The organism is Pseudodonghicola sp. (assembly GCF_048268305.1).
Taxonomy (GTDB): domain Bacteria; phylum Pseudomonadota; class Alphaproteobacteria; order Rhodobacterales; family Rhodobacteraceae; genus Pseudodonghicola.
The window spans coordinates 157,323-184,318 of record NZ_JBLWVT010000002.1 but is presented as its reverse complement, the minus strand read 5'-3'; the positions used below and the strand labels follow the sequence as shown (position 1 = coordinate 184,318).

Below are 26,996 nucleotides of genomic sequence, written 5' to 3'. Positions count from 1 at the left end.
AGAGCTTCCATGTCCCTCGACGCCGTGCTCGCACGAATCGATGCCGATCTGCCCCAGGCCACCGACCGGTTGATGGAGTTTCTGCGGATTCCCTCGATCTCGACCGACCCGGCCTATAAGGCCGAGTGCGACAAGGCCGCCGATTGGCTGGTCGCCGATCTGAAAGCGCTGGGGATCGACGCCGAGAAACGCCCCACCCCCGGGCATCCGATGGTGGTGGGGCATATCGGCGAGGCGGCCGAGGGTGTGCCGCATCTGCTGTTCTACGGCCATTACGACGTGCAGCCGGTCGATCCGCTCACCCTCTGGCACACGCCGCCGTTCGAGCCGCAGATCGAAGAGACCGCCAATGGCCCGGTGATCCGCGGCCGCGGTTCCTCCGACGACAAGGGACAGCTCATGACCTTCGTCGAGGCCTGCCGCGCCTGGAAGGAGATTAACGGCACCCTGCCCTGCCGCATCACCTTCTTCTTCGAGGGTGAGGAAGAGTCCGGCTCCCCCTCACTGATCCCCTTCATGCAGGCCAACGCGGAAGAGCTGAAGGCCGATCTGGCGCTGATCTGCGACACCTCGATGGTATCGCGCGGCGTGCCCTCGATCGCCTCGCAGCTGCGCGGCATGCTGAAGGACGAATTCACCATCACCGGCCCGCGCATCGACCTGCATTCCGGCCATTACGGCGGCCCGGCGCTGAATCCGCTGCGCGAAATCTCCCGCATCATTGCCTCCTTCTATGACGAGGATACCGGCCGCGTCGCGGTGGAAGGCTTCTATGAAGGCGTCCATGAGGTGCCGGAGGACCAGCTGCGCCAGTGGAAGACCTGCGGCTTCGATGAAGAGGACTACCTCAGCTCGGTCGGCTTCACCGAAGCCCATGGCGAAAAGGCCTATTCGACGCTGGAACAGCAATGGGCCCGCCCGACGCTGGAGATCAACGGGCTCTGGGGTGGCTATAACGGCGCCGGCTCCAAGACCGTGATTCCGTCGGAGGCCCATTGCAAGATCACCTGCCGGCTGGTCGGCGACATGGACCCGGACGCCCTGCGCGTGAAGATCCGCAAGCATGTGGAGGCGCGGCTGTCGACCGACGCCAAGGTCACCTGGGACAATGACATGGAAGGCTCCCGCGCGCCGGTGATGGACATCTCCCGGCCGGAGTTCGAGGCCGCCCGCGGCGCACTCTCCGACGAATGGGAGCGCGAGGCGGTCTTTACCGGCATGGGCGGCTCGATCCCGATCGCGGGCTTCTTCAAGAAGATCCTCGATCTCGATTCGATGCTGATCGGTTTCGCCAATGATGACGACGCCATCCACAGCCCGAACGAGAAATACGATGTGAAGAGCTTCCACAAGGGCATCCGCTCCTGGGCGCGGGTGCTGGCGGCGCTGACCAAGACCGCCTGAGCCGACATCATCGCGACACCACACCGGCGCGTCCGCAGCGGCGCGCCGTTTTCATGCCCCCCCTCACCTCTCGATCGAAGGCTCTGACATCGCGCGATAATAGTCCCGCGCATGTCGGGACAGGCCGATCGCAAGACCGGCGCTGGCGGTGATCGCCACCATTTCGCCGCCGTCCTCGATGACCCCGGCCAATTCGCTGAAGCTCGGCGGCAGGACGACATGCAGCATGTCCACGACCACGGCGCAGATCACCAGCAGCACGAAGCACATGAAGAAGGGAAACAGCGCGCCCAGATCGCCAGGCCGTCGCCCCCGCCACGACCAGAGAAAGACGACCCCGACGCCAAGCCCCGCGATCCCCCAGGCCAGCAGTTCGCCGTATTCCTGCGGACCAAGACCATGCGAGATCGGAATATGCAGCGCCGCGCCGATCTTGCCGCCGGCACGCTCGTGATACTGCGCCGAATCGTCGAACCAGATGAATCCGTAAAGCACTGCCAGGAACAGCAGCGCGCGCGAACGAATTTCGAGGAAACTCATCAGCATCAGCGCCGCGACCAGAAAGGACAGACCGTGGTTGAAATCCTCGGCAAAGACGTCGTCGAGCCCGAGATCGAAGTTGTGCCGGATCACATGCGCCAGGGCCGATTGTTCATCCCAGAAGCCGGCGACCACATAGAGGACGATCATGGTGAGCGTCGTGGCCAACAGAAGCAGAAACATGCGGACGGCGACAGAATCACGAAGAATCAAACCCATAAGGGCCAAGACTTCTCGCTTTCCCCGCACGACGAGGGATGGCTGAGTCACTATTCGGCTCCTTCCAGAGCCCGGTCCGTCAGCCGTAAGAGGCGACACCGGGAGGCAGAGTGTCGCCCAGGGTCCCCCAATTGTCGCTAAGCTGTCAAGAACCGCCGTCCGACCGAAGCTTCAGCACCCAGCGGCCCAGCTTGGCAAGCAGCAGCAGCCAGGGCGCCCCATGCAGGACCAGATCGAAGATGTCGATGGGACGATGCAATGTGCCGCCAGCCAGCATCTTCAGCTTTTCCCAGATATGCGGTTCGGGAAAAAACGGGGCAAGACCAAGGGTCAGCGCCGCGATCAGCGCGATTTCCCACGAAACTTTGTCAAGCAGAGGCCCCATGGCGGGTCAGTTCTCCGGTTCGGGAGGGATGAAAGTGGCGCGGTTGACGGGGCTCGAACCCGCGACCCCCGGCGTGACAGGCCGGTACTCTAACCAACTGAGCTACAACCGCGCATCGACTTTCATCTGGTCCGTTTTACCCCGGACCGGGGCTTGGGCAGCGATGGCGCGGTTGACGGGGCTCGAACCCGCGACCCCCGGCGTGACAGGCCGGTACTCTAACCAACTGAGCTACAACCGCTCGCTGCCGTCCGGGTCGCCCCGGAACGTTGCGCTGTATTATGGTGCTCCCCCTGCCCCGTCAAGCGGCCTTTGTGCATTTTTTCCGGTTTTTTCGATGCCCCCTCAGGACACCTGCAACCCCGCGCGGAGAAACGCGAAAACCGCGCCCCGACAAAAGGTCGGGAGCGCGGCCTGAAGCTTCAATAGGTCGCCTGGAACCGGGCGGGATCAGCCCAGATCATAGCCGTCGGGCGGGCGCTTTGCGATTTGCAGACAAGGCGGACCGGCCCCCCCCAATCACCGCGCCAACGCCTCAGTCCGGGTCGCGATTGGCCTCCAGAATGTGCCGTGACAAATCGGGATCCTCAGCCGCCCGGGCCAGGATCAAGGCACCGACCAGCCGGCTCAGATACCGCAGGGCGGCGGTCTCGTCGCGCTGCGCGTCGCCGCTATGCTCCAGCCCCGCGATGATTTCCACTGTGTGGCGCAGACCATCGTCAAAGGCCTTGCGAACCGCCCCCTCGTGGCGCGGCGCCTCGGCCGCCAGGGTCGCATAGGTACAGCCCTTGCCCCGATGCTCCAGATGCAGATCGGACAGATACCATTGCGCGATGGCGGTCAGCGGATCGCCCTCGGCCCCGGCCAGCACCTTGCTCCAAGCCTCCGCATTCTCGGCCAAGGCCTGCGCCGTCGCCTCGGCGATCAGCGCCTCCTTGCTGTCGAACTGCTTGTAGAAGGCGCCGTTGGTCATCCCCGAAGCCTTCATCAACGCCGCGATGCCGGTGCCGTCATACCCGTCCCTGCGAAACATCTCGCCGGCGGTCCTGAGCACCCGCTCGCGATTCTTCGCCGCGTCCTGTCGGCTCATCCTCATGCCACAGCCTCCTGATCTGACCATTTGAATTATAGTCATAATCTTTCGATTGACAAGTTGGAGTATGATCATACTCTAAATGGAACTCTTGGAGGGAGTCAGATGACCATCACAGACCCAGATCCGATCATCATCGCCGGGGCCGCACGCACCCCGCTCGGCGCCTTCATGGGGGCGCTGTCGTCAGTGCCGGCGCCACGGTTGGGCGCCACCGCGATCCGCGCCGCCCTGCAAGCGGCCGATGTGGCCCCCGCGTCCGTGTCCGAGGTGCTGATGGGCTGCGTGCTGCCTGCGGGGCTTGGCCAGGCGCCGGCGCGGCAGGCGGCACGAGCGGCCGGGCTGCCCGATGCGGTCGGCGCCACCACGCTCAACAAGGTCTGCGGGTCGGGGATGAAGGCGGTTATGCTGGGCCACGATCTGATCCGCTCGGGCAGTGCCGGCATCGTCGTCGCGGGCGGCATGGAATCGATGTCGAACGCCCCCTTCCTGCTGGGCGACATGCGCCGGGGTCACAAGGCCGGCAGCGCCGAGGTTCTCGACCACATGATGAACGACGGGCTGGAGGATGCCTATGACCGCGGCCGGCCGATGGGCGCCTTCGGCGAGGCCACGGCCGAACTTTACCAGTTCAGCCGCGCCGATCAGGACACCTATGCGATCGAGACATTGGAACGCGCGCAGGGCGCCGTCGCCTCGGGCCAGTTCGACGGCGAATGCGCGCCGGTCACGGTGATGACCCGCAAGGGCGAAACCCTCGTCGCCCGCGACGAACGCCCCGAACAGATCAACGCCGACAAGATCCCGACCCTGCGCAGCGCCTTCGGCGAGGGCGGCACCATCACCGCCGCCAGCGCCTCGGCCAATGCCGACGGTGCGGCGGCGCTGGTGCTGACGCGCCAGAGCACGGCGAAGCAATCCGGCCTGCCGATCCTTGCCCGCCTCCTCGGCCATGCCACCCATTCGCAGGAACCCGCCTGGTTCACCACCGCACCGATCCCGGCGATCCGCAAACTGCTGGATCAGCTCGGCTGGCGGGCCGAGGATGTCGATCTCTTCGAGATCAACGAGGCCTTTGCCGTCGTTGCCATGGCCGCCGCCAAGGAGATCGGCATCCCGCGCGACAGGCTGAACGTCAATGGCGGCGCCTGCGCGCTTGGCCATCCGATCGGCGCCACCGGCGCCCGCATCATCGTCACCCTGATCCACGCGCTGCGCGCGCGTGGGCTGAAACGCGGCATCGCCTGCCTCTGCATCGGCGGCGGCGAGGCGACGGCCATTGCCCTGGAGATTGCAGCATGACCGAACAGACCCCGATTCCCACCGAAGTGCCGATGCCCGAACTGGCCTTCGGCCTGGCCGACCCGCGCGAGGCGGCCACCATGACCGGCCTGGAACAGATGCAGGCAATCATCGAACAGCGCTTTCCCGCCCCACCGATGGTCGAGGTCATGCGCCAGTGGGTCCATGAACTCGGCGAGGGTCGTATCGTCTTTCTCGGCAATCCGGCGGCGCGCTATCTGAACCCGATGGGGCTGGTGCATGGCGGCTGGACCATGACGCTGCTCGATTCCGCGCTGGGATGCGCGGTGCAGACCACGCTGAACCGGGGCGAGACCTATGCCTCTCTGGGGACCGAGGTGAAGTTCATCCGCCCCATCCTGCCGAACACCGGCCAGGTCCGCTGCTGCGCCGAGGTGCAGAGCCGCGGCCGCAACACCGCCACCGCCTCGGGCTGGGTCGAGGACAGCCAGGGCCGGATTCTCGCCACCGGCACCACCACCTGTTTCATTCGCACGGCGGGCTGAGACATGTATCTGATCGCCCTTCTCTTCTGTCCCTTCGCCTTCACCACCGGGGCCTTCGTCTTCTCGGGGGTGCTGCAACCGATGGCAGAGGCGCTTGGGGTTTCGGTCGCGGCGGTGGCGACGCTGCAATCGGCCTTTGCCATCGCCTGCGCCTTTTGCGGCCCGCTGCTGGCGCATCTGACCCGGCGACTGCCGCCGCGCCGGCTGCTGCTGGCGGTCTTGCTGACGTTGACGGTGCTGAACGCCGCCTCGGCCCTGGCCGCGGATTTCCGCAGCCTCTTCCTGCTCAGGTTGCTGGTCGGCGGCATCGGCGCGCTGGCCTTTCCACTGGCGACCACGCTTGCCGCCTCGGCCGCGACGGCGGCGGCGCGGCCCAAGGCGATTTCCACCGTCTACGCCGGCATCCCGCTGGCGATGATCCTCGGCATCCCGATCGGCTCGATCGCGGGCCTCAGCTATGGCTGGCCGGCCAGCTTCATCGCCACCGCCGCGATCTGTGCGATTGCCCTCCTGCTGGTCTGGGCCTTCGTGCCGGATCGGGCGCGGCTTGGCATCACCCCGGCGGCGGCCGGTCTGAATGCGCGCGTGCTGCCCTATCTCGGGGTCACGCTGATCGCCTCGGCCACGCTGTTCTGCGTCGCCGGGCTGATCGGACCGGTGATCCGGGCGACCACCGGCTTTTCCGGCAGCGGCATCGCGGCGATCCAGTGCCTGATCGGCTTCAGCAGCCTGTTCGGCGTGCGGCTCGGCGCAGCCCTTGCGGCCCGTGGCCACCGCTATGCGCTGCTCCTGCCCTTCGCGATGCTGCTGGTCTCGCTCGGCATTCTGGTGTCCCCGCTGATGACCGGCGCGGCAACCGCGCTCAGCCTGGCGGCGATGATCCTCAGCGTCGCCACCGGACCGGCGGCGCAGGCGGCCACCGGCACGCTGGTGCAATCCCGCCTGGCCGAGCTTGCCGGCAGCGGCGCGACGCTGGCCTTCTCGCTCAATGGCTCGATGATCTATCTCGGCCAGGGGCTCGGCATCCTGATCGGCGCCGCCGCCTTCCAAGGCTGGGGGCTGGGCGCCACACCGCTGATCGGCCTGATGCTGATCCTGCCCGGGGTGGCACTGGCGCTGGCCACCGCCCGCGGCGCGCAGCGCGGCCTCTCCGCCACAAAGGCCTGAGACAGCCCGCCCCACCTTGCCGAGGCTCACGAAAAGGGGCGGCCGATCCCGGCCTCCCCTCCTCCCGGTCGGTCGCGCGTTCGATTTCCGCGCGGCCGGCCAAACCGGCCCTTGAGCCGGCGGTCAGCCGATCCGCAGCACCTGCCGCTTGCGCCCCCAGTCCCCCGGCGCACCGTCGATCACCCCGGGAAAGGCGGTGCCGCAGCTCTGGCAATGACCATCCTCGGTCAGGTTCCAATCCGACAGCCGATACCAGTCCCGACCGATCAGCAACGCCCCACAGCCCGAGCAATAGCTCGACTGCCCGTCCTTGTGATGGGTATTGCCGACATAGACGTGATGCACCCCGGCGGCCTTGGCGATATCGCGGGCGCGCAGCAGCGTCGCCTGCGGCGTCGCCGGCACATCGGGCATCCGGTGATCGGGATGGAAGGCCGAGAAATGCAGCGGCACCTCCGGCCCCAGCCGGTCGACCACCCATTCCGACATCTCGGTCAGCTCGCGGTCGCTGTCGTTCCAGCCGGGGATCAGCAGCGTGGTCAACTCGACCCAGCAGGGGGTTTCCTTCACCGCATATTCGATGGTCTCCAGCACCGGCGCCAGATGCGAGGCGGTGAGCTTTTGATAGAACGCCTCGGTGAAGCCCTTCAGGTCGATATTCGCCGCGTCCATATGGGCAAAGAACTCCGCCCGCGGTTTCGGCGTGATGTAACCGGCGGTCACCGCCACGCTGCGGATGCCCCTGTCATGGCAGGCCTGGGCGATATCGACCGCATATTCGTGGAAGATCACCGGATCGTTGTAGGTATAGGCGACCGAGGCCACCCCGGCCCGTTCCGCCGCCTCGGCGATCATCTCGGGCGTGGCGTAATCGGTCAGGCTGTCGGTCTCGCGGCTTTTGGATATCTCGTGGTTCTGGCAGAACTTGCAGGCCAGGTTGCAGCCCGCGGTGCCGAAGCTCAGCACCGGGGTGCCGGGCAGGAAGTGGTTCAACGGCTTCTTCTCGATCGGGTCGATGCAGAAGCCCGACGAGCGGTTGTAGGTGTCCAGCACGATGCGCTGGCCCTCGCGCTTGCGCACGAAGCACATGCCGCGCTGACCCGGTTGCAGCGCGCAGAAGCGCGGGCAAAGCTCGCAGACAAGCCGCCCATCCTCGGGCCGGGATGACCAAAAACGCGCAGTCTCCAAGATGACCTCTCCATTTTTTGTGATCACATCCCATATAGGATGCAAAGGCCCCGACACCAGGGGCACGAGAACATCAGGTGAACAATGTCCGAACGCATTTGCCATTTCAGCGGAATGTTTTTCCCCGCCGATCCGAAACAGCTCGCCACCGAGGTCGAGGCCTATCTACATGCCGCAGCACTCGCCGCGCCGGCGGGGATGGCGGCGCCGCGCGCCATCGTGGCGCCACATGCGGGCTATCTCTATTCCGGGCGCTTCGCCGGGCTCTCCTTCGGGGCGGTGACCTGGACGCCCGAACGGATCGTCATCGTCTCCCCCTCGCACCGCTACTGGTTCCATGGGATCGCCTTCCCATCGCAGCAGGTGTTCTCGACCCCGCTTGGTCCCCTGACCATCGACCGGGCCGCCTGCGACGGGCTGGCCCAGGCCGGGCTCGCCCATGAGGAAGACGCCGCCCATGACAATGAACACGGCATCGAAACCCAGCTCCCCTTCATCCGCAGCCTCTGGCCCGGGGCCCGCATCGTCCCCCTGGTCTGCGGCGAGGTGCCGGCCGAACAGGTCGCCGCGGCGATCGACGCGCTTGAGGCACCCGGGACGCTGGTGGTGCTGTCCTCCGATCTCAGCCATTTCCTGACCCAGGCCGAAGCGCGCGAGAAGGACGCCGAAACCGCCCATCTGCTGGAGACCGGCCAGGCAGATCGGCTGACCCCCTATCATGCCTGCGGCGCCAAGGGGCTGCAGGGCTGGCTGATGTCGCGAAGCGGACAGGGCTGCAAGGCGCTGCGGCTCGGCATCGGCGACAGCGCCGAGGCCAGCGGCGATCGCTCCCGCGTCGTCGGCTATGGTGCCTGGGCCTTCTATCCGATCGACGCCGCGATGCTGCCACCGCGCGCCCAGGCCGCGCTGCTCGACCTCGCGCGCGGGGCGATCACCGCCCGGCTGACGCCGGACCAAGCGCAGCCCCCCGCGCCTGAGCGCGCCGCCACGCCGCTGCAGACGCAGGCGGCCAGCTTCGTGACCCTGACCCTGAACGGCGACCTGCGCGGCTGCATCGGGACGATCCGGGCGCATCGGGCCCTGGCGGAGGATGTCGCGGACAATGCGATCTCCGCCGCCTTCCGCGATCCGCGCTTCGCCCCGGTCACCGCCGGGCTGCTGCCCGATCTGCGGATCAAGATCGCCGTGCTCAGCAAGGCGCAGCCGCTGCATTTCCGCAATGAACAGGAGGCGCTGGCGCAGGTCGCTCCCGGGCTTGACGGGCTGATCCTCTCCTCCGGCGGGCATCGCGGAGTCTTCCTGCCGGCGGTCTGGGACAGCCTGCCCGAGCCGCGGGCCTTCCTCGAGGCGCTGAAACTCAAGGCCGGGCTGCCACGGCACTCCTGGGCGAAGGATACCAGCCTTCAGCGGTTCCGGGTGGAGAGCTTCGGCGAAGCCGACCTGGCGGCCTGAGCCCCGGGGCCAGGTCCGACGCGATGATCCGGGGCAGCGATCCTTTGCCCGTCGGGCCGATCGCCGCCCCGCCTGCCCCGATCAGCCGACCGAGGCAAGCGCGACCGCATCCGCCCCGGCGGGATAGCGCAGCCGATCCGACGGATCGTTGGCGGCCAGCCAGACCGCCTCGGCCACGTCGCTTTCCCGCGTGGTCAGCGTCGGGTTGGCGTAGCCTGCAAAGATCGACCCGGCGAAATCCGCATAGGCCTCGGGCACCAGCTCCATGACCGGGATGTCGGTATTCTCGGCGAACCGCGTGGTTGGGGCATAGCCGGGTTCGACCAGCCGGGCGCGCAGACCGAAAGCGCCCAGCTCATGCGCGAGGGACCCGGTGAACCCCTCAATCGCCTGTTTGCTGGCGGTATAGGCGGCGGCCAGTGGCATCGGCGCCAGCGTCACGCTCGAGGTGACGTTGACGATCACCCCGGAACGCCGCGCCCGCATCTGCGGAATCACCGCCTGCGTCATTGCCATCACCCCGAAGGTATTGGTTTCGAAAACCTTTCGGACATGTGCCATCGGCGTCGCCTCAAACGCGCCGACAACACCGATGCCGGCGTTGTTGACCAGGACGTCGATCGGCCCGGCGGCGGCGATCGCTTCGGCGATGCTGTCCGCCCGGGTGACGTCGAGCGGCAGGATCCGGATGCGGTCAGAGACCGGGAGAAGATCGTTGCGCGGGCCGCGCATGGTGGCGATGACGCTCCAGCCCCGGGCATGGAAGTGACGGGCAGTCTCCAGCCCGTAGCCGGACGAGCAGCCGGTGATGAGGACGGTGGTCATGGGGGACTCCTGAGTTTGCTGTTGACCAGACGGTTCTATCGGGCAAAATCAAGACTATCATCAATCCGAAGTCCGTATTTTGTTTGCGAAAGTCCTGAATGCCCGATCCCCTGACCCAAGTGATCCGGATCTTGCGGCCCCGCGCCGTGGTCTCGAAAGGGATCAGCGGCGCCGGCCGCTGGGCGGTGCGCTATGGCGCATTTGGCGAGCCCGGCTTTTGCGCGGTGACCGAGGGCCACTGCCGCCTGGCCGTCGAGGGCGAGGCGGAGGTTCTGCTCGAAGCCGGGGATTTCGTCCTGCTGCCGGCGACGCCCGCCTTCACCATGTCCGGCCTCGATCCCGCTCCGGCGGTGCGGATCGACCCGAGGAGTGCGCCGCCGCCAGACCGCGAGGTCCGCTATGGCCGGCAGGACGGGCCACCGGACATGCGGCAGTTCGGCGGCTGGTTCGCCTTCGCCTCTCCCGATGCCGGGCTGCTGGTCGCTCTGCTGCCGCGCATGATCCATATACGCGGCGTCCCGCGGCTGAGCCAATTGGTGCATCTGCTCGGCGCCGAGGCGGCGCGCGAGGAGATCGGCCGTGATCTCATCCTTGAACGACTGGTGGAAATCCTGCTGATCGAGGCGTTGCGCGCCGCGCCGGCCGGACAGGCACAACCAGGGCTGCTGCGCGGTCTGGCAGACCCGCGGATCGCGCCCGCCCTGCGCTGCATGCACGACCAGATACAGCGGTCATGGACGGTGGCGGCCCTGGCGCGGGAGGCCGGGCTGTCCCGCTCGGCCTTTTTCGACCGCTTCACCCGCCTGGTCGGAGTCAGGCCGATGGAATATCTGCTGTCCTGGCGCATGGCCGTGGCAAAAACCATGCTGCGCGGCAGCGGCCTGCCGCTGGACGAGGTCGCAAGCCGGATCGGCTATGGCTCTGCCAGCACCTTCAGCACCGCCTTCAGCCGCCATGTCGGCCTGCCCCCTGGCCGGTTCGTGAAGCTTTCAGAGAGGCAAGGCGACACCGCCCAAGCGGCGCGGGTCTGGAGCTGAATTGGAACTTTCGGCTAGTTTCCCGAACTGTCGCTCAAGGGCCATCTCAAGCCCGAGCATCGCAATTCAGTGGGAAAATGGTGGGTGATAAGAGATTTGAACTCCTGACATCTTCGATGTGAACGAAGCGCTCTACCACTGAGCTAATCACCCGTGCGAGTGGGATTTATACAAGCTTTCCCGAGGGCGCAACCCCCAATTCGCAAGTTTGTGGGCAGGAAAATTCATCCCCTGCCCACTGCCAAATCGGCGTCTCAGTCCGGCGCGCCGTCGCTGTCCTCGGTGTCCTGGGTTCCCGGGGTCAGTTTCTGGCGCAGCTTGGCCACCACTACCCGGTTCGGCCCCTTTTCGGCCGTACGGTTGATGCTGAGCTTGCCGAGCGGTGCCAGGTTGAAGCCCCGCCCTTCGGCCAGGGTTTCCCCCAGCAGGGCAAGCATCGCCTCGATCACCGGCTTGGCATCGGCCTTCTTCGCCTGGGTCCGCTCCACCACGCGGTCGAGCAACTCCTTCATCCGCAGATCGGTCTCGGCCGCTCCCTGCGCTTTCGCCACCTTAAGCTTCGGCCCTGCCGGCATCTCGGCACCGCCACCGGCGCGGGTCTCGCCTCCGGCCTTTCCCTTCTTTTTCTTGATCGTCTGCTTGGTCTCTTCCATGCCTGCCCCCCGTCTGATGAGCTGCTGTTTGCCTTATACGCGAGTCTAGCCCTCGCCCACAGCGAACACCAGCCGCCGTTCTCCCACGCACATGAAAAAGGCGGGCCCGAGGGCCCGCCTGATGAACGCTAGCATGTCGTTCCGGCTTAGTGCGCGGTGGCGCCGGAATTTTCTTCCGCCGTCGTCATCTTGGCACGGGCGGCTGCGGCCTCTTCCTCGGCCGCCTCGTTCCATTCGATCGGCTCCGGCTGACGCACCAGGGCGTGCTTGAGCACCTCCGACACGTGGGTGACCGGGATGATCTCCAGCCCCTGCTTCACGTTGTCGGGGATTTCCGGCAGATCCTTTTCATTCTCTTCCGGAATCAGCACCGTCTTGATGCCGCCACGCAGCGCGGCCAGCAGTTTCTCCTTCAGCCCGCCGATGGCGGTGGCATTGCCGCGCAGGGTGACCTCGCCAGTCATGGCGATATCCTTGCGCACCGGGATCTGCGTCAGCACCGAGACAATGGCCGTGACCATCGCCAGACCGGCCGAGGGCCCATCCTTCGGCGTCGCGCCATCGGGGACGTGAACGTGGATGTCCCACTTGTCGAAACTGGTCGGCTTGACGCCAAGCTGCGGTGCGATGGAACGCACGTAGCTCGAGGCCGCGTCGATCGATTCCTTCATCACCTCGCCCAGTTTCCCGGTGGTCTTCATCCGGCCCTTGCCCGGCAGACGCAGCGCCTCGATGCTCAGAAGCTCGCCGCCGACGCTGGTCCAGGCCAGCCCGGTAACGACGCCGATCTGGTCTTCCTTCTCGGCCAGACCATAGCGGAACTTCTTCACGCCCAGGTAATCGTCAATATTGTCGGCGGTCACGGTAACGTTCGCCACCTCTTTCTTGACGAGCTTGGTCAGCGCCTTGCGGCAGACCTTGGCGATCTCGCGCTCCAGGCTCCGCACCCCGGCCTCACGGGTATAGAAGCGGATGATGGCGGTCAGCGCATCATCGGTCATCGAGAACTCCTGGGGTTTGAGCCCATGGTTCTTGATCTGCTTCGGCAACAGGTGCTGCTTGGCGATCTCGCGCTTTTCGTCCTCGGTATAGCCCGAGAGCGGGATGATCTCCATCCGGTCGAGAAGCGGCCCCGGCATGTTGTAGGAGTTCGCCGTGGTCAGGAACATCACGTCGCTCAGGTCGTATTCGACCTCGAGATAGTGGTCCACGAAGGTGGAGTTCTGTTCCGGATCGAGCACCTCCAGCATGGCCGAAGCGGGATCGCCACGGAAATCCTGGCCCATCTTGTCGATCTCGTCGAGCAGGATCAGCGGGTTGGTGGTCTTCGCCTTCTTCAGCGCCTGGATGATCTTGCCGGGCATCGAGCCGATATAGGTCCGACGGTGACCGCGGATCTCGCTCTCGTCACGCACGCCACCCAGCGAGATGCGAATGAATTCGCGCCCCGTGGCCTTGGCGACCGATTTACCCAGCGAGGTCTTGCCGACGCCCGGAGGGCCGACGAGGCACATGATCGGCCCCTTCAGCTTTTTCGAGCGCTGCTGCACCGCGAGATATTCGACGATCCGTTCCTTGACCTTCTCGAGGCCATAGTGGTCATGATCGAGGATCTCCTCGGCGCGGGTCAGATCCTTCTTGACCCGGGACTTCACCCCCCAGGGGATCGACAGCATCCAGTCGAGATAGTTGCGCACCACGGTGGCCTCGGCCGACATGGGCGACATGTGTTTCAGCTTCTTCAGCTCGGCCTCGGCCTTTTCCCTGGCCTCGTTCGAAAGCTTGGTCTCGGCGATGCGGGCCTCAAGCTCGGCAATCTCGCCCTCGCCCTCGTCGCCATCGCCCAGCTCCTTCTGAATGGCCTTCATCTGCTCATTCAGATAATATTCGCGCTGGGTCTTCTCCATCTGCGACTTGACCCGGGTCTTGATCTTCTTCTCGACCTGCAGAACGGACATTTCGCCCTGCATCAGACCATAGACCTTTTCCAGCCGCTCGGAGATCGAGAGGGTTTCCAGAAGCTCCTGCTTGCGCGACACGTCGATGCCCAGATGGCCCGCGATCAGATCGGCGAGCTTGGCGGGATCGGTGCTTTCGCTGACGGCGGCGAGAGCTTCCTCGGGGATGTTCTTGCGCACCTTGGCATAGCGTTCGAATTCATCCTCCACCGTGCGCAGCAGCGCTTCGGTGGTGGTGACATCGCCCGGGATTTCGGTCAGATATTCAGCCCGCGCCTCGAAGAAGGACTCATTGGGCAGAAATTCGGTGATGCGGACCCGCGCCTGGCCTTCGACCAGCACCTTGACGGTGCCATCGGGCAGTTTCAGCAACTGCAGCACATTGGCCAGCACGCCGGTCATATAGATGCCATCGACATCGGGATCGTCTACGGCGGGGTCGATCTGGCTGGACAGCAGAATCTGCTTGTCGTCCGCCATAACCTCTTCCAGCGCCCGGACGGATTTTTCCCGACCCACAAACAGCGGCACGATCATGTGGGGGAAAACCACGATATCGCGCAGCGGCAGGACCGGGTAGGAGGAGTTGAGAGGCTCTTGCATATGCGTTCCTTGGCTTTGGCAAGATGGCACTGGCCCCTCTTCGAGGCGGCGCTCGGCCATCTCCTGTCATCGAGTTGTTACGTGGGGCGTCGCCCTCTCCATTTCAACCTCGCCCGTTTCAGGCGTCGGCCAGCATGGCGCGGGTGCGACGGGGCCGCAAGAGAGCATTTGACCTTTTGTTGTGGAAAACCCGGCCGGGAGGCGGCAGACCGTTCCTCCCGGCCGACACAAGCTTCGGTCAGACCGCTTCGAGCGCCGGATAGTCGATCAGCCCCTTTGCCCCGCCGCCGTAAAGGGTGGCGCGATCCAGTTCGTTCCAGGGCGCATCCTGTTCCAGCCGCGCCACCAGATCGGGGTTGGAGATGAACGGCCGTCCGAAGGCCACCAGATCGGCCGCACCCGTTTCGATCGCATCCAGCGCCATCTGCCGGTCGTAGCCGTTGTTGGCCATATAGGGCCCCTCGAACATCGCGCGCAGCGCCGTGATGCTTTCGCCCGCGGCCAGTTCGCGCGATCCGCCGGTGGCGCCTTCGACCATATGCAGATAGGCCAGACCGAAGCGGTTCAGTTGCGGCACCACATAGCTGAAGGTCGCCATCGGATCGGCATCGGATACGCCATTGGCAGGGCTGAACGGCGACAGCCGCAACCCGACCTTGCCCCCGCCGATCTCCTCGGTCACAGCCTCCAGCACTTCAAGCAGCAGCCGCGCGCGGTTCTCGACCGGCCCGCCATAGGCGTCGTCGCGATGGTTGGCGCCGGTCTTGAGGAACTGATCCAGCAGATAGCCATTGGCGCCATGCACCTCGACCCCGTCAAAGCCGGCGATCATCGCCAGCCGCGCGGCCTTGCGGTAATCCTCGACGATGCCCGGCAATTCCTCGATCGCCAGCGCGCGCGGGGCGGAGGTTTCCTCGAACCCGTTCTGGGTAAAGGTCTTCACCCCCGCCGGGATCGCCGAGGGCGCGACCGGCGCCTGCCCGTCGGGCTGTAGCGAGGTATGGCTGATGCGGCCGACATGCCAGAGCTGGATGACGATCTTGCCGCCCGCCTCGTGCACGGCCTCGGTGACCTTTTTCCAGGCCTCGGCCTGCGCCTCGGTATAGATGCCGGGGGTCTGGATATAGCCCTTGCCCTGCGGCGAGATCTGGGAGGCTTCGGTGATGATCAGCCCGGCGGTGGCACGCTGGCGATAGTATTCGACGTGGAGATCATTGACCTCGCCGGTCACGTCATCGGCCCGGTTCCGGGTCAAAGGCGCCATGACGACGCGGTTCTTCAGCGAGATATCGCCCGCGGTGAAGGGCGAAAAAAGCTTGTACGACATGAGGAAACTCCCTTTCCGTCCCGCGCTGGCAAGGCGGGTCCGACAGGGAAGCTAAGCGCATTCTGCGCCGCGGCAAGCCCCGGCGCGCATGTACGCGCAGGTCAGACGATCACAGCGGCGCGATATCGCCCTCGGCCCGCCGGGCATGGAACTCGGCCTCCCAGGCGTCGAAACGGCCCTCGGCGATGGCGTCGCGCATGCCCTGCATCAGATCCTGGAAGTAATGCAGGTTGTGCCAGGTCAGCAGCATCGAGGAGATGATCTCCTGACTGCGGAACACATGGTGCAGATAGGCGCGCGAATAGTTGCGGCAGGCGGGACAGCCGCACTGTTCGTCCAGCGGACGCGGATCATCCTGATGCCGTGCGTTCTTGATGTTCAAAACCCCATGACGGGTGAAAACCTGCCCGGTCCGGCCCGACCGCGACGGCAGCACGCAGTCCATCATGTCGACGCCGCGCTTCACCGCGCCCACGATGTCGTCAGGCTTGCCCACCCCCATCAGATAGCGCGGCTTGTCCTCGGGCAGCATGTCGGGGGCGTAGTCGAGACAGCCGAACATCGCCTCCTGCCCCTCGCCCACGGCGAGCCCGCCGATGGCATAGCCCTCGAAGCCGATCGCCTTCAGCGCCTCGGCGCTCTCCTCGCGCATGTCGCGCTCAAGCCCGCCCTGCTGGATGCCGAAAAGCGCGTATCCTGGCCGATCACCGAAGGCTTCGCGCGACCGCGCGGCCCAGCGCATCGACAGCCGCATGCTCTCGGCGATGCGGTCGCGGTCGGCCGGCAAGGCGGGACATTCATCGAAACACATCACGATGTCCGACCCCAAGAGCCGCTGGATTTCCATCGACCGTTCCGGGCTCAGGTGATGTTTCGAGCCGTCGACATGGGATTTGAAGGTCACCCCCTCTTCGGTCAGCTTGCGCAGACCCGACAGGCTCATCACCTGGAACCCGCCCGAGTCGGTCAGGATCGGCTTGTGCCAGTTCATGAACTTGTGCAGGCCACCCAGCCGGTCGATCCGCTCGGCGGTGGGGCGCAGCATCAGGTGATAGGTATTGCCCAGAAGGATGTCGGCGCCGGTCGCCGCCACGCTTTCCGGCATCATCGCCTTGACGGTCGCGGCCGTGCCCACCGGCATGAAGGCAGGGGTGCGGATTTGACCGCGCGGCGTGTCGATCACGCCGGTGCGCGCCTTGCCGTCGGTTGCCTTCAGCGTGAAGGAGAATTTCGTCGTCATCGCGACCCCCCGCTTTGTCCTGAGCCAATCCGGCCGGTATTGCGGCAAACGCGCCGCGCTGGCAAGGCCCCGGCGCCGCGACCGGCACCGGACGCCTTGCAATCCGCCCCATGGCGCGCCAACCCTGCACCGATGACCCGCCCCCTGTCCCCCTGGATCGCGATCCTCGCGCTTTACGCCGCCGGCCTCGGCGCGGCGGGGCAATTCGCCAAGATGGCGGTGATCCTGCCACAGCTCGGTCAGGCCTATCCGCAGGCCGGCACCGCGCTGGGGTTCCTGGTCTCGCTTCTCAGCCTGATGGGAGTGCTACTGGGGCTGGTGGCCGGCATGCTGGTCGCGCGCATCGGGTTTCGCCGCACCCTGATCTGGGCCCTGGCGGCGGGCGGCGCAATCTCGCTGGCGCAGACGGCGCTGCCGCCGTTGCCGCTGATGCTGCTCCTGCGGGTGGCCGAGGGGGCCAGCCATCTGGCGATCGTGGTGGCCGCCCCGACGCTGATCGCCCAGGTGGCGCCCGATGGCATCCGCTCGGCGGCGCTGACCCTCTGGGGCACCTTCTTCGGCGTCGCCTTCGCCGTCACCGCGCTGATCGGCGTGCCGGTGGCCGAGCGCTATGGGCCGCAGGCGCTCTTCGCCGCGCATGCGATCTGGATGGCGGCGATGGCGCTGCTGCTGCTCCGTCTCGTCCCCGCCGACACGCCGATCCCGAGAACCAAGCCGCCCCTGACATTCGCCGGGCTTCTCAGGCGGCATCTCGACCTCTACCGCTCGCCCTTCCTCGCCGCGCCGGCCTGGGGCTGGCTGTTCTATACCCTGACCTTCGTCGCGCTGCTGGCGGTCTGGCCGCCACTGCTGCCGGCGCGCGCCGCCACCCTCACCGCCACACTCGCGCCACTGGCGGCGATCGCCGTCTCGATGACGCTGGGGGTTGCCCTGCTGCGCCGCTGGCCGGCGATCAAGGTGGTGATGCTGGGCTTCGCCCTCGCCTTCTGCTTGGCGCTCAGCCTGCCGCTCGCCCCCGACAGCGGCCTGCCCGCCATCGCGCTCTTCGCCTGTCTCGGCTTGGTCCAGGGGGCGAGCTTTGCCGCCATCCCCCAGCTCAACGACACCGCCGAGACCCGAGCGCTCGCCAATGGCGCATTGGCGCAGATGGGCAATCTGGGCAATATGACCGGCACGCCGCTGATGCTGGCGATCTATGGTGGCGCCGGAAAGCCGGGGCTGACCGTGGTGGTCGCGCTCTGCTATGCGGCGGCGTTCTTCGTCCATCTCGGGCTCAGCCGCGCCCGGGCCAGGGCGCGCGGCCTCGATCTGGGTCTCGGACGGGGCTGACCCGTCATTTTGCAGTTGCAGAAAATTCACTTGCGCGGGTGCGGCAAACCGCTAGGGAGGCCGGCATAGAGGACTGCCCCAGGATCCCCAAGCATGATCGATTCCCCCGCCGCGCCCCTCCCGCTGACTTTCGGCTGGGAGGAATGGATCGCCTTGCCCGCACTCGGTCTGCCGGCGATCAGCGCCAAGATCGACACCGGCGCGCGGACCTCGGCGCTGCATGCCTATGATATCGAGCTCTTCGGCCCCTCCTCCGCCCCCAAGGTGCGGTTTTCGGTGCATCCGATTCCCGGCCGCGACGATCTGGAAATCGCCTGTTCCGCCCCGATCACCGACCGGCGCGAGGTGACCTCGTCAAACGGCGAATCCGAGCTGCGCTATGTCATCACCACACCCTTGCTGGTCGCCGGCCGGAAATGGCCGATCGAGATCACCCTGACCAACCGCGCCGGCATGGCCAGCCGCATGCTGCTGGGCCGGCAGGCCTTGACCGATCATATCTCGATCCTGCCGACCGAACGGCACCTGCAGCCGGTGCTGAATTACGACGTCTATCATTCCGCCCTGATGCGCCAAAGCGCGCCGAAACGCGCCCTGCGGATCGCCGTGCTCAGCCGTGAGGACAATTATTCCACCCGCCGGCTGGTCGAAGTCGGCGAGGCGCGCGGCCATACCGTCGAGGTGATCGACACCACCCGCTGCTATATGGCGATCAACGCGATGGCGCCCGAGGTGCATTATGACGGCAAGCGCCTGCCGCGTTATGACGCAGTGATCCCGCGCATCGGCGCCTCGGTCACCCAATACGGCACCGCGCTGATCCGCCAGTTCGAAACCATCGGCACCTATTGCGTCAACGGCTCGGCCGGCATCACCGCCAGCCGCGACAAGCTGCACGCGCATCAGGTGCTGGCGCGCCACAAGATCGGCATGCCGGCCACCGCCTTCGCCTCCTCGCCCAAGGACACCAGCAACCTGATCGGTCTGGTCGGCGGCGCCCCGTTGATCGTCAAGCTGCTGGAAAGCACCCAGGGCAAGGGCGTGGTGCTGGCCGAGACCAAGAAGGCCGCCGAATCCGTGATCTCGGCCTTCCGCGGCCTGCGCGCCAACTTTCTGGTCCAGCACTTCGTCAAGGAGGCGGCGGGCGAGGATGTGCGCTGTCTGGTGATCGGCGGCAAGGTGGTCGCGGCGATGAAGCGCACCGGGGCCGAGGGCGATTTCCGCTCGAACCTGCATCAGGGCGGTCAGGCCAGCGTCACCCGCATCAGCAAGGAGGAGCGTGACGTGGCGGTGCGCGCCGCCCGCGCCTTCAGCCTGAACATGGCCGGCGTCGACCTGCTGCGCAGCGACGACGGCCCCAAGGTGCTCGAGGTCAACTCCTCCCCCGGCTTCGAGGGGATCGAACAGGCCACCGGCAAGGATGTGGTCGGTCGCATCTATGACGAGATCGAGAGCCACGTCCGCCCCCGCCCGGTGCCGCGCCGTCAACGCGCCCTGCGCGCAACCGCCAGCGACGCTTGATGCGCCCCCCTGCTGCCGCCATATAGGCAGGACAGTCTTTGGCGCATACTTGAGGAGCCCTCCATGACCGAGGATCAGATCGCCGGCCTGCTGTCGGCCAATATCGTCTATCTTCTGGCGGCGCTGTTCGTCATCGTCGTCATCCTCAAGGGGGTGCGTATCGTGCCCCAGTCGGAGAAATACGTGGTCGAACGCTTCGGCCGGTTGCGCGCGGTGATGGGACCGGGCATCAACTTCATCGTGCCCTTCCTCGATGTGGTGCGGCACAAGATTTCCATTCTCGAACGGCAATTGCCCACCGCCAGCCAGGATGCGATCACCCGCGACAACGTGCTGGTCGAGGTCGAAACCTCGGTCTTCTACCGCATCATCGAGCCGGAAAAGACCGTCTATCGCATCCGCGACGTCGATGCCGCCATCGCCACCACCGTCGCCGGCATCGTGCGCGCCGAGATCGGCAAGATGGATCTGGACGAGGTGCAGTCGAACCGCTCGCAACTGATCACCACCATCAAGGCCTCGGTCGCCGATGCGGTGGACGATTGGGGGATCGAGGTGACCCGCGCCGAGATCCTCGACGTCAATCTCGATCAGGCCACCCGCGACGCCATGCTGCAACAGCTCAACGCCGAACGCGCCCGCCGCGCCCAGGTGACCGAGGCCGAGGGCCGCAAGCGCTCGGTCGAGCTGCAGGCCGATGCCGAGCTCTACGCCGCCGAACAGACCGCCAAGGCGCGCCGCATCCAGGCTGATGCAGAGGCCTATGCCACCGAGGTGGTCGCCAAGGCGATCGCGGAAAACGGGCTTGAGGCGGCACAGTATCAGGTCGCGCTGAAACAGGTCGAGGCGCTGACCGCGCTTGGCAACGGATCGGGCAAGCAGACCATCGTGGTTCCCGCCCAGGCGCTCGAGGCCTTCGGAGATGCCTTCAAGCTGCTGAAGGGGCGCGCGTGATGCTGCTCTGGACGATCTGGTGGCTCTGGATCGCGGCGGCGCTGGTGCTTGCCACGCTCGAGGTGCTGGTGCCGGGGTTCGTCTTCCTCGGCTTCGCCTTCGGCGCGCTCGGCGTCGGACTGCTGCTTCTGCTGATCGGCGCGGCCCTGACGCTGGCGCCGCTCCTGCTGATCTTTGCGCTGCTGTCGCTGGCGGCCTGGGTGGTGATGCGGCGGCTGTTCCCGCATTCCTCGGGGCAGACCAGGATCATCGACAAGGACATCAACGACTGAGTCTGCGCCACGCTCTGGACCTTCCCGAGCGATAGCTTATATATTCGCTCAGGATAAGAACCGAGGCCCCGATGACCCAAGCCCCCGAACCGCTGGAAGGCACGCCGCTGATCGCGCCGTCGACCGTGGACCATCCCCTTTACGACCAGGTCGTCAACGCCTGCCGCACCGTCTATGATCCGGAAATCCCGGTGAATATCTATGAGCTTGGCCTGATCTACACCATCGAGATCAACGATGACGACGAGGTCAAGATCATCATGACCCTGACGGCGCCCGGCTGCCCGGTGGCCGGCGACATGCCCGGCTGGGTGATCGAGGCGGTGGAGACCGTCCCCGGGGTCAAATCGGCCGATGTCGAACTGACCTGGGAACCGCCCTGGGGCATGGACATGATGTCGGACGAGGCGCGGCTGGAACTGGGCTTCATGTAAGCCGCGCCCTTATCCACAGATTTCAGGCGCCTGTCGCAAACTCTTGACGTGGATGTCACAGCGATGTCCGGGTTTCGTCACATCCGCTCCCTAGCATCGGCGACAGGGCCATGCCCGCCCCATCAAGGGCATGTCTTCGATCCCCCCAAAGGGCCGCCCTCCCCCCGGGCGGCCCTCTCTTTCCCCCGCAGCCTTCCTGTCCTCGTCTGGGGGCTTGAGCCCCGCCGCCCGGCGCCCTAGATTAATGGTGAAGGAGAAACCCATGTTTGGCATTCCCGGAAAACAGGCCGTCACGATGACCCCCCGCGCCGCGGCGCAGATCGCCAGGCTGATGCAGAAGGGCGGTCACGCCGGTCTGCGCATTGGCGTCAAGAAGGGGGGATGCGCCGGCATGGAATACACGATGGACTACGTCGACGAGGCCGCGCCCCACGACGAGGTGGTTGATCAGGACGGCGCCCGGATCCTGATCGCGCCGATGGCGCAGATGTTCCTCTTCGGCACCGAGATCGACTATGAGGTGAGCCTGCTGGAATCAGGCTTCAAGTTCAACAACCCCAATGTGGCCGAGGCCTGCGGCTGCGGCGAGTCGATCAAGTTCAAGGACGCCCCGGCAACCGAGAGCGCGGCGGACGGCATCCCCCGGTTCTGATCCCCCTACTTCTGATCCCCCGGCTCTAAATCCCTTGGCGCGGCCCCCGAGGCCGCCCGCAGCTTCTTCTCTGCCGAAATACTCCGGGGGAATCGCCGCAGGCGATGGGGGCAGAGCCCCCTTCCCCCAAGCTCCTCCCATTTCAGCGTTTCCGCCCGCCGATCGGCAATCCTTCCCCCAGGGCGCGCCCGCACTGGCCTGCGCAATTGTTTCGCCCTCGCCGCGATGCTACGAGACATCGGAAAGCAGTCAAAAACGGACAAGGGGTCAGGCATGCGGCAGAAACTGGCGGCAGGAAACTGGAAGATGAACGGCACCGGCGCCGCGCTGAGCGAACTGGCCGCCCTTGCCGCGCTGGAACCCGCGCCGAAATCCGAGATTCTGATCTGTCCGCCGAGCCCGCTGATTCACCGCGCCGCCCAGGCCGTGGCCGGCAGCGCCATCCGGATCGGCGGCCAGGATTGTCACGCCGCCCATGCCGGCGCCCATACCGGCGATGTCAGCGCCGAGATGCTGCTCGACGCCGGCGCCCGCTATGTCATCCTCGGCCATTCCGAGCGGCGCACCGATTACGGCGAGACCGACGCGGTGGTGCGCGACAAGACCGAGGCTGCGATCGACGCCGGGCTGACCGCCATCGTCTGCGTCGGCGAAACCCTCGATCAGCGCGAAGGTGGTGCGACGCTCGACATCATCGCCGGCCAGCTCGCCGGCTCGGTGCCCGCCAATGTGACCGCCGAAACCCTGGTGATCGCCTATGAACCGGTCTGGGCGATCGGCACCGGCCATGTGCCCAGCCTGGGTCAGATCGGCGAGGTGCATGATTTCATGCGTGAAAAGCTCGAAGCCCGGTTCGGGCCCGAGATCGGCGATGCGATCCGGCTGCTCTATGGCGGTTCGGTCAAGGGCAGCAATGCCGCCGAGATCTTCGCCGTCTCCAACGTCGATGGCGCGCTGGTCGGAGGCGCCAGCCTGAAGGCCGCGGATTTCGCCGCCATCATCGAGGCGCTCGACGCCGCCTGAGGCTCAGCTTCCCGACAGGACAAAGCCCGAAATCCGCGCCGGATTTCGGGCTTTGTCCTGCCCCGGTCGGGACCAGGGCAGGACCGATCACTCCGCCGCGGTCGCCTCGGGCGCCACCAGTTCGCCGCTCTCGATCTGCTCGCGCTCGATCGATTCGAACAGCGCCTTGAAGTTGCCCTCGCCGAATCCGTCGTCGCCCTTGCGCTGGATGAATTCGAAGAAGATCGGCCCGATCACGGTTTTCGAGAAGATTTGCAGCAAAATCCGCGTCTCGCCGCCATCGACCACACCCTCGCCGTCGATCAGGATGCCGTGTTTCTTCATCCGCTCGATCGGTTCGTCATGGCCTTTCACCCGGTCATGGGACATCTCGTAATAGGCGTCATTCGGCCCCGGCATGAACTTCAGCCCCATCTCGGCGATGGCGTCGGTGGCGCCATAGATATCCTCGGTCCCCACCGCGATATGCTGGATGCCCTCGCCCTTGTATTTCTTCAGATAGGCGACGATCTGCCCGGTCTCGCCGCGATCCTCGTTGATCGGGATGCGAATGCGGCCGCAGGGCGAGGTCAGCGCCCGGCTGAACAAGCCGGTGAACTTGCCCTGGATGTCGAAGAAGCGGATTTCGCGGAAGTTGAACAGATCGCCATAGAAGGCGAACCACTTGTCCATATTGCCCGCGAAGACATTGTGAGTCAGATGGTCGAGGTAATAGAAACCGACCCCGCGCGGCTTCGACTGCGCCAGCCACTCGAACTCCGCATTATAGGGCGAGGTTTCGTAATACTGGTCGATGAAATAGATCAGGCTGCCGCCGATGCCCTTGATCGCCGGCACATCCATGGTCTTGTCGCTGCCCTCATAGGCCTCTGCCCCTTTCGAGACCGCGTGATCAAAGGCCTGCTGCGCATCCACCACACGCCAGCCCATCGCGGGGGCGCAGGGGCCGTGTTCGGCCACGAACTTCTCGGCGAAGCTGCCTTTTTCAGCATTCAGGATATAGGTGATATCGCCCTGCTGCCACAGCTCGATCCCCGGCTTGGTCTTGTGCCGCGCCACCAGCGCATAGCCCATGCGGGCGAAGAGGTCGCGCAGCTCCTGCGGATCGGGATGAGCGAATTCGACGAACTCGAACCCGTCGGTGCCGGCGGGATTTTCCGGGCTGATCACCGATTTCGGGGCATTGTGCGGGAAAGGTCCCATGGCGCATCTCCTCTGTTGCGACGAGCGTTTTTCTGCTGCCTCCAAGAATACGACATGTGAAATACGTAATTTGCGCATTTTTCCGCGCAAACCCGATTTGACATGCGGGGTTCCCGCACTAAACTGGCAGAGATCAAGGAATCCACCGCACATGCTCGATGACATTGACACACGCCTTCTGGCTGCGCTCCAGAAGGACGCGCATCTGACCGCGCAGGAATTGGGAGAGTTGCTGAACCTCTCCCCCAGCCAGGCAGGCCGCCGCCGCCAGCGGCTGGAGGCCGAAGGCTATATCGTCGGCTATGCCGCCCGGCTCGATCCGCTCAAGCTCGGGCTGCACGTTCAGGGCTTCATCCAGGTCCATCTGGGCACCCATGGCCCGGAACAGGCCAAGGGCTTTGCCCGGTTGGTGCGGTCGCGGCCCGAGATCATCAGCGTCTGGACGATGACCGGCGAAGCGGACTATCTGCTGCGCGTCTATTGCGAGGATCTGCCAGCGCTCAACCGGCTGCTCCACGACATCATTCTGCCCCACCCCACGGTGGCCCGGGTGCAAAGCCAGATCGTGATGGATCAGCTCAAGCCCGATGCGCCGCTGCCCACCTGACCCCGGAAAGGAACGGTCATCTTGGAAGGTTTTCTCTACCAGGCGACGATCTATCTGGCCGCCGCGGTGATCGCGGTGCCCTTCGCCGCCCGCATGGGGCTGGGATCGGTTCTGGGCTATCTCGCTGCCGGCATCGTCATCGGGCCGGTGCTGGGACTGGTCGGGTCGGAAACCCAGGATCTGCAGCATTTCGCCGAATTCGGCGTGGTGATGATGCTGTTCCTGATCGGGCTGGAGCTGGAGCCGAAGGCGCTGTGGAACATGCGCGACCGGCTGATCGGGCTGGGCGGGCTGCAAATCACCGTGACCACGCTGGTGCTGATGATCGCCGCCCTCGCCGCCGGCGAGACCTGGCAGGTGGGCCTCGCCGTCGGCATGGCCTTCTCGCTCTCCTCCACCGCCATCGTGCTGCAGACCCTGTCGGAAAAGGGGCTGATGCAGACCAGCGGCGGACGCTCGGTGTTCTCGGTCCTGCTGACGCAGGATATCGCGGTGATCCCGATTCTCGCCTTCCTGCCACTGCTGGCGATCGCCCCTCCCGGGGTGGTTCTCGGGCTTGACGGGTCGATCCAGCGGACGAACGGCGAGGCGGCGCATGACGCCGGCCATACCGGCCTGTCGCTGGTCGAGGGCCTGCCGGGCTGGGCGGTGACGCTGGTGACCATCGGCGCGGTCGGCGCGGTGATCCTCGCCGGCGTCTACCTGACCCGGCCGGTGTTCCGCTATATCCACGCCGCCCATCTGCGCGAGATGTATACCGCGCTGGCGCTGGTGATCGTCGTCGGCATCTCCTTCCTGATGACCTTGGTGGGGCTCTCGCCGGCGCTTGGCGCCTTTCTGGCCGGGGTGGTTCTGGCCAACAGCGAATTCCGCCACGAGCTGGAAAGCGACCTCGAACCCTTCAAGGGGCTGCTGCTGGGGCTGTTCTTCATCACCGTCGGGGCCGGCATCAACTTCAAGGCGTTTCTGGCCGATCCGCTCGACCTGATCGGGCTGGCGCTGCTGGCGATCGTGATCAAGGGGGTGGTGCTGTTCTTCGTCGGCCGCGCCTTCAAGCTCAGGGGGCGCGATCAGTGGCTGTTCACGCTGGGGCTGGCGCAGGCCGGTGAATTCGCCTTTGTGCTGCTGGCCTTCTCGACCCAATTGAACGTGCTGCCGCAGAATCTGTCGGAAAAGCTGTTGCTGGTGGTGGCGCTGACCATGCTGATCACGCCTTTGCTGTTCATCGTGCATGATATCCTGTCGAAGCGGCTGAAGGAGACCAGCCCGGTGCAGCAGGCCGACAAGATCGACGACGAGGGCCCGGTGATCATCGCCGGCATCGGTCGGTTCGGCCAGATCGTCAACCGGCTGGTGCGCGCCAGCGGCTTCAAGACCATCGTGCTCGACCACGACATGGAGACGATCCAACTGATGCGGCGGTTCGGGGTGAAAGGGTTCCTGGGCGATCCGACCCGACCCGAGCTGTTGAAGGCCGCGGGCCTCGCCAAGGCGCGGGTGCTGGTGGTGGCGCTGGACGATCCGGCCAGCTCCACCAAGCTGGTGACCTATGCCCGGCGCGAACGGCCCGATCTGCACATCATCGTCCGCGCCCACGACCGCAACCATGTGTTCGATCTCTATCAGGCCGGGGCTGACGACATCGTGCGCGAGATGTTCGACAGCTCGCTGCGTGCCGGGCGCTATGTGCTCGAGAACATCGGGCTGAGCGAATACGAGGCGGCGCAGGCCGAGCAGACCTTCTATGCCCATGACCGCCACAGCGTGCGCGAGCTGGCCAAGCTGTGGAAACCGGGGGTGCCGGCGAGCGAGAACGCCGCCTATATCCAGCGAACCAAGGAGCTGGAAAAAGAGCTGGAATCGGCGCTTCTCGCACTGGCGGAACAGGAGAAGCTGCGCAAATCGGCTTGAGTGGAGAAACGCGGCAAGCGCGGCAGGGGCTCTGCCCCTCTGCGCCTTGCGGCGCATTCACCCCGGGATATTTTCAGCTAGAAAAAGGGGGGTGAGCGGCGCCCGGAAAACGGTCCAGTGGACCGTTTTCAGCCGCGAACGGGCGGAGGAATGGCCCCGCCCCGGAAACGATCCAGTGGGGCGTTTGAGGG

The 26,996-nt window shown here is 65.7% G+C and carries 25 protein-coding genes and 3 tRNA genes; 15 read left to right on the top strand and 13 right to left on the bottom strand.

The features are described from left to right. The first annotated feature begins 9 nt into the window (after positions 1 to 9). Positions 10 to 1,404 (top strand): dipeptidase, encoded by a 1,395-nt coding sequence (locus tag ACN0V4_RS04010; protein WP_417673246.1) that lies wholly within the window; start codon positions 10 to 12, stop codon positions 1,402 to 1,404. Between the two features lie 63 nt (positions 1,405 to 1,467). On the opposite strand, the gene ACN0V4_RS04005 is transcribed toward ACN0V4_RS04010, so the two are convergent. From ACN0V4_RS04005 to ACN0V4_RS03985, 5 genes are all read right to left on the bottom strand, one after another. Continuing rightward, complete coding sequence (locus ACN0V4_RS04005) at positions 1,468 to 2,127, bottom strand: hypothetical protein (protein ID WP_417673244.1); 660 nt, start codon at positions 2,125 to 2,127, stop codon at positions 1,468 to 1,470. Between the two features lie 181 nt (positions 2,128 to 2,308). Further along, the gene (locus ACN0V4_RS04000; protein ID WP_417673242.1) at positions 2,309 to 2,548 is read right to left on the bottom strand and encodes an RND transporter; all 240 of its coding nucleotides are present in this window, start codon (positions 2,546 to 2,548) and stop codon (positions 2,309 to 2,311) included. Positions 2,549 to 2,583: 35 nt separating this feature from the next. Next, positions 2,584 to 2,660 (bottom strand) — tRNA-Asp (locus ACN0V4_RS03995). 52 nt (positions 2,661 to 2,712) lie between these two features. After that, positions 2,713 to 2,789: transfer RNA gene (locus ACN0V4_RS03990), tRNA-Asp, on the bottom strand. Positions 2,790 to 3,083: 294 nt separating this feature from the next. After that, entirely contained in the window at positions 3,084 to 3,644 is a 561-nt protein-coding gene (locus tag ACN0V4_RS03985; protein ID WP_417673240.1) for a TetR/AcrR family transcriptional regulator, read from the bottom strand. A gap of 102 nt (positions 3,645 to 3,746) precedes the next feature. Here ACN0V4_RS03985 and ACN0V4_RS03980 point away from each other — a divergent pair, with 102 nt between their 5' ends. From ACN0V4_RS03980 to ACN0V4_RS03970, 3 genes are read left to right on the top strand one after another with little or no spacing between them, the layout of a single operon-like run. After that, positions 3,747 to 4,943: an acetyl-CoA C-acyltransferase gene (locus ACN0V4_RS03980; RefSeq protein ID WP_417673238.1), complete on the top strand. Its 1,197-nt coding sequence runs from the start codon at positions 3,747 to 3,749 to the stop codon at positions 4,941 to 4,943. Continuing rightward, the gene (locus ACN0V4_RS03975) at positions 4,940 to 5,449 is read left to right on the top strand and encodes a PaaI family thioesterase (RefSeq protein ID WP_417673236.1); all 510 of its coding nucleotides are present in this window, start codon (positions 4,940 to 4,942) and stop codon (positions 5,447 to 5,449) included. The genes ACN0V4_RS03980 and ACN0V4_RS03975 overlap by 4 nt, the downstream gene beginning before the upstream one ends. Positions 5,450 to 5,452: 3 nt before the next feature. Then, positions 5,453 to 6,616 carry an MFS transporter gene (locus ACN0V4_RS03970; protein ID WP_417673234.1) on the top strand — a complete coding sequence of 388 codons (1,164 nt, stop codon included), beginning with the start codon at positions 5,453 to 5,455 and terminating at the stop codon, positions 6,614 to 6,616. Between the two features lie 123 nt (positions 6,617 to 6,739). On the opposite strand, the gene amrS is transcribed toward ACN0V4_RS03970, so the two are convergent. Beyond that, positions 6,740 to 7,804, bottom strand: coding sequence for an AmmeMemoRadiSam system radical SAM enzyme (amrS, locus tag ACN0V4_RS03965; RefSeq protein WP_417673232.1), 1,065 nt, complete (start codon positions 7,802 to 7,804; stop codon positions 6,740 to 6,742). Positions 7,805 to 7,888: 84 nt separating this feature from the next. On the opposite strand from amrS, the gene amrB reads away from it, so the two are divergent. After that, positions 7,889 to 9,256 carry an AmmeMemoRadiSam system protein B gene (amrB, locus tag ACN0V4_RS03960; protein WP_417673230.1) on the top strand — a complete coding sequence of 456 codons (1,368 nt, stop codon included), beginning with the start codon at positions 7,889 to 7,891 and terminating at the stop codon, positions 9,254 to 9,256. An 81-nt stretch (positions 9,257 to 9,337) separates the two neighbouring features. Here amrB and ACN0V4_RS03955 read toward each other — a convergent pair whose 3' ends face one another. Continuing rightward, positions 9,338 to 10,081, bottom strand: a complete 744-nt coding sequence (locus ACN0V4_RS03955; protein WP_417673228.1) for an SDR family oxidoreductase — start codon at positions 10,079 to 10,081, stop codon at positions 9,338 to 9,340. Between the two features lie 98 nt (positions 10,082 to 10,179). Here ACN0V4_RS03955 and ACN0V4_RS03950 point away from each other — a divergent pair, with 98 nt between their 5' ends. Next, positions 10,180 to 11,118, top strand: a complete 939-nt coding sequence (locus ACN0V4_RS03950; protein WP_417673227.1) for a cupin domain-containing protein — start codon at positions 10,180 to 10,182, stop codon at positions 11,116 to 11,118. 78 nt (positions 11,119 to 11,196) lie between these two features. Here the strand turns inward: ACN0V4_RS03950 and ACN0V4_RS03945 are convergent. From ACN0V4_RS03945 to tgt, 5 genes are all read right to left on the bottom strand, one after another. Further along, a tRNA-Val gene (locus ACN0V4_RS03945) sits at positions 11,197 to 11,271 on the bottom strand. A 101-nt stretch (positions 11,272 to 11,372) separates the two neighbouring features. Then, positions 11,373 to 11,771, bottom strand: a complete 399-nt coding sequence (locus ACN0V4_RS03940; RefSeq protein WP_417673226.1) for an HU family DNA-binding protein — start codon at positions 11,769 to 11,771, stop codon at positions 11,373 to 11,375. Between the two features lie 146 nt (positions 11,772 to 11,917). After that, the gene (gene lon, locus ACN0V4_RS03935; protein ID WP_417673225.1) at positions 11,918 to 14,332 is read right to left on the bottom strand and encodes an endopeptidase La; all 2,415 of its coding nucleotides are present in this window, start codon (positions 14,330 to 14,332) and stop codon (positions 11,918 to 11,920) included. Positions 14,333 to 14,570: 238 nt separating this feature from the next. Next, on the bottom strand, positions 14,571 to 15,659 hold the full coding sequence (locus ACN0V4_RS03930; protein ID WP_417673224.1) for an alkene reductase: 1,089 nt from the start codon (positions 15,657 to 15,659) through the stop codon (positions 14,571 to 14,573). A 109-nt stretch (positions 15,660 to 15,768) separates the two neighbouring features. Further along, positions 15,769 to 16,899 carry a tRNA guanosine(34) transglycosylase Tgt gene (gene tgt, locus ACN0V4_RS03925; protein ID WP_417673223.1) on the bottom strand — a complete coding sequence of 377 codons (1,131 nt, stop codon included), beginning with the start codon at positions 16,897 to 16,899 and terminating at the stop codon, positions 15,769 to 15,771. Between the two features lie 132 nt (positions 16,900 to 17,031). Here tgt and ACN0V4_RS03920 point away from each other — a divergent pair, with 132 nt between their 5' ends. The 7 genes from ACN0V4_RS03920 (at position 17,032) to tpiA (ending at position 23,084) form a co-directional block, all read left to right on the top strand. Continuing rightward, on the top strand, positions 17,032 to 18,228 hold the full coding sequence (locus ACN0V4_RS03920) for an MFS transporter (protein WP_417673222.1): 1,197 nt from the start codon (positions 17,032 to 17,034) through the stop codon (positions 18,226 to 18,228). A 93-nt stretch (positions 18,229 to 18,321) separates the two neighbouring features. Further along, on the top strand, positions 18,322 to 19,749 hold the full coding sequence (gene rimK / locus ACN0V4_RS03915; RefSeq protein WP_417673221.1) for a 30S ribosomal protein S6--L-glutamate ligase: 1,428 nt from the start codon (positions 18,322 to 18,324) through the stop codon (positions 19,747 to 19,749). 63 nt (positions 19,750 to 19,812) lie between these two features. After that, positions 19,813 to 20,703 (top strand): SPFH domain-containing protein, encoded by an 891-nt coding sequence (locus tag ACN0V4_RS03910; protein ID WP_417673220.1) that lies wholly within the window; start codon positions 19,813 to 19,815, stop codon positions 20,701 to 20,703. Beyond that, on the top strand, positions 20,703 to 20,975 hold the full coding sequence (locus ACN0V4_RS03905) for an NfeD family protein (protein WP_417673219.1): 273 nt from the start codon (positions 20,703 to 20,705) through the stop codon (positions 20,973 to 20,975). The genes ACN0V4_RS03910 and ACN0V4_RS03905 overlap by 1 nt, the downstream gene beginning before the upstream one ends. A gap of 71 nt (positions 20,976 to 21,046) precedes the next feature. Then, the gene (locus tag ACN0V4_RS03900) at positions 21,047 to 21,409 is read left to right on the top strand and encodes an SUF system Fe-S cluster assembly protein (protein ID WP_417673218.1); all 363 of its coding nucleotides are present in this window, start codon (positions 21,047 to 21,049) and stop codon (positions 21,407 to 21,409) included. Between the two features lie 262 nt (positions 21,410 to 21,671). Beyond that, positions 21,672 to 22,061 carry a HesB/IscA family protein gene (locus tag ACN0V4_RS03895; RefSeq protein WP_417673217.1) on the top strand — a complete coding sequence of 130 codons (390 nt, stop codon included), beginning with the start codon at positions 21,672 to 21,674 and terminating at the stop codon, positions 22,059 to 22,061. Between the two features lie 273 nt (positions 22,062 to 22,334). Then, positions 22,335 to 23,084, top strand: coding sequence for a triose-phosphate isomerase (gene tpiA, locus ACN0V4_RS03890; protein WP_417673216.1), 750 nt, complete (start codon positions 22,335 to 22,337; stop codon positions 23,082 to 23,084). An 87-nt stretch (positions 23,085 to 23,171) separates the two neighbouring features. Here the strand turns inward: tpiA and hppD are convergent, their stop codons facing one another. Next, on the bottom strand, positions 23,172 to 24,287 hold the full coding sequence (gene hppD, locus ACN0V4_RS03885; protein WP_417673215.1) for a 4-hydroxyphenylpyruvate dioxygenase: 1,116 nt from the start codon (positions 24,285 to 24,287) through the stop codon (positions 23,172 to 23,174). A 151-nt stretch (positions 24,288 to 24,438) separates the two neighbouring features. On the opposite strand from hppD, the gene ACN0V4_RS03880 reads away from it, so the two are divergent. Beyond that, the gene (locus ACN0V4_RS03880) at positions 24,439 to 24,894 is read left to right on the top strand and encodes an Lrp/AsnC family transcriptional regulator (protein WP_417673214.1); all 456 of its coding nucleotides are present in this window, start codon (positions 24,439 to 24,441) and stop codon (positions 24,892 to 24,894) included. Positions 24,895 to 24,915: 21 nt separating this feature from the next. Continuing rightward, positions 24,916 to 26,805 carry a cation:proton antiporter gene (locus tag ACN0V4_RS03875; protein ID WP_417673213.1) on the top strand — a complete coding sequence of 630 codons (1,890 nt, stop codon included), beginning with the start codon at positions 24,916 to 24,918 and terminating at the stop codon, positions 26,803 to 26,805. The last annotated feature ends 191 nt before the right edge of the window (positions 26,806 to 26,996 follow it).

Coding starts and splice junctions, on each gene's coding strand:
- ACN0V4_RS04000 (WP_417673242.1), bottom strand. CDS start 2,548: ATGGGGCCTCTGCTTGACAAAGTTTCGTGGGAAATCGCGCTGATCGCG.
- ACN0V4_RS03895 (WP_417673217.1), top strand. CDS start 21,672: ATGTTTGGCATTCCCGGAAAACAGGCCGTCACGATGACCCCCCGCGCC.
- ACN0V4_RS03920 (WP_417673222.1), top strand. CDS start 17,032: ATGACCCGCCCCCTGTCCCCCTGGATCGCGATCCTCGCGCTTTACGCC.
- tpiA (WP_417673216.1), top strand. CDS start 22,335: ATGCGGCAGAAACTGGCGGCAGGAAACTGGAAGATGAACGGCACCGGC.
- ACN0V4_RS03955 (WP_417673228.1), bottom strand. CDS start 10,081: ATGACCACCGTCCTCATCACCGGCTGCTCGTCCGGCTACGGGCTGGAG.
- ACN0V4_RS03910 (WP_417673220.1), top strand. CDS start 19,813: ATGACCGAGGATCAGATCGCCGGCCTGCTGTCGGCCAATATCGTCTAT.
- tgt (WP_417673223.1), bottom strand. CDS start 16,899: ATGACGACGAAATTCTCCTTCACGCTGAAGGCAACCGACGGCAAGGCG.
- ACN0V4_RS03900 (WP_417673218.1), top strand. CDS start 21,047: ATGACCCAAGCCCCCGAACCGCTGGAAGGCACGCCGCTGATCGCGCCG.
- ACN0V4_RS04010 (WP_417673246.1), top strand. CDS start 10: ATGTCCCTCGACGCCGTGCTCGCACGAATCGATGCCGATCTGCCCCAG.
- hppD (WP_417673215.1), bottom strand. CDS start 24,287: ATGGGACCTTTCCCGCACAATGCCCCGAAATCGGTGATCAGCCCGGAA.
- ACN0V4_RS03975 (WP_417673236.1), top strand. CDS start 4,940: ATGACCGAACAGACCCCGATTCCCACCGAAGTGCCGATGCCCGAACTG.
- ACN0V4_RS03905 (WP_417673219.1), top strand. CDS start 20,703: ATGCTGCTCTGGACGATCTGGTGGCTCTGGATCGCGGCGGCGCTGGTG.
- lon (WP_417673225.1), bottom strand. CDS start 14,332: ATGCAAGAGCCTCTCAACTCCTCCTACCCGGTCCTGCCGCTGCGCGAT.
- ACN0V4_RS03970 (WP_417673234.1), top strand. CDS start 5,453: ATGTATCTGATCGCCCTTCTCTTCTGTCCCTTCGCCTTCACCACCGGG.
- amrB (WP_417673230.1), top strand. CDS start 7,889: ATGTCCGAACGCATTTGCCATTTCAGCGGAATGTTTTTCCCCGCCGAT.
- ACN0V4_RS04005 (WP_417673244.1), bottom strand. CDS start 2,127: ATGTTTCTGCTTCTGTTGGCCACGACGCTCACCATGATCGTCCTCTAT.
- ACN0V4_RS03985 (WP_417673240.1), bottom strand. CDS start 3,644: ATGAGGATGAGCCGACAGGACGCGGCGAAGAATCGCGAGCGGGTGCTC.
- ACN0V4_RS03930 (WP_417673224.1), bottom strand. CDS start 15,659: ATGTCGTACAAGCTTTTTTCGCCCTTCACCGCGGGCGATATCTCGCTG.
- rimK (WP_417673221.1), top strand. CDS start 18,322: ATGATCGATTCCCCCGCCGCGCCCCTCCCGCTGACTTTCGGCTGGGAG.
- ACN0V4_RS03940 (WP_417673226.1), bottom strand. CDS start 11,771: ATGGAAGAGACCAAGCAGACGATCAAGAAAAAGAAGGGAAAGGCCGGA.
- ACN0V4_RS03980 (WP_417673238.1), top strand. CDS start 3,747: ATGACCATCACAGACCCAGATCCGATCATCATCGCCGGGGCCGCACGC.
- ACN0V4_RS03950 (WP_417673227.1), top strand. CDS start 10,180: ATGCCCGATCCCCTGACCCAAGTGATCCGGATCTTGCGGCCCCGCGCC.
- ACN0V4_RS03880 (WP_417673214.1), top strand. CDS start 24,439: ATGCTCGATGACATTGACACACGCCTTCTGGCTGCGCTCCAGAAGGAC.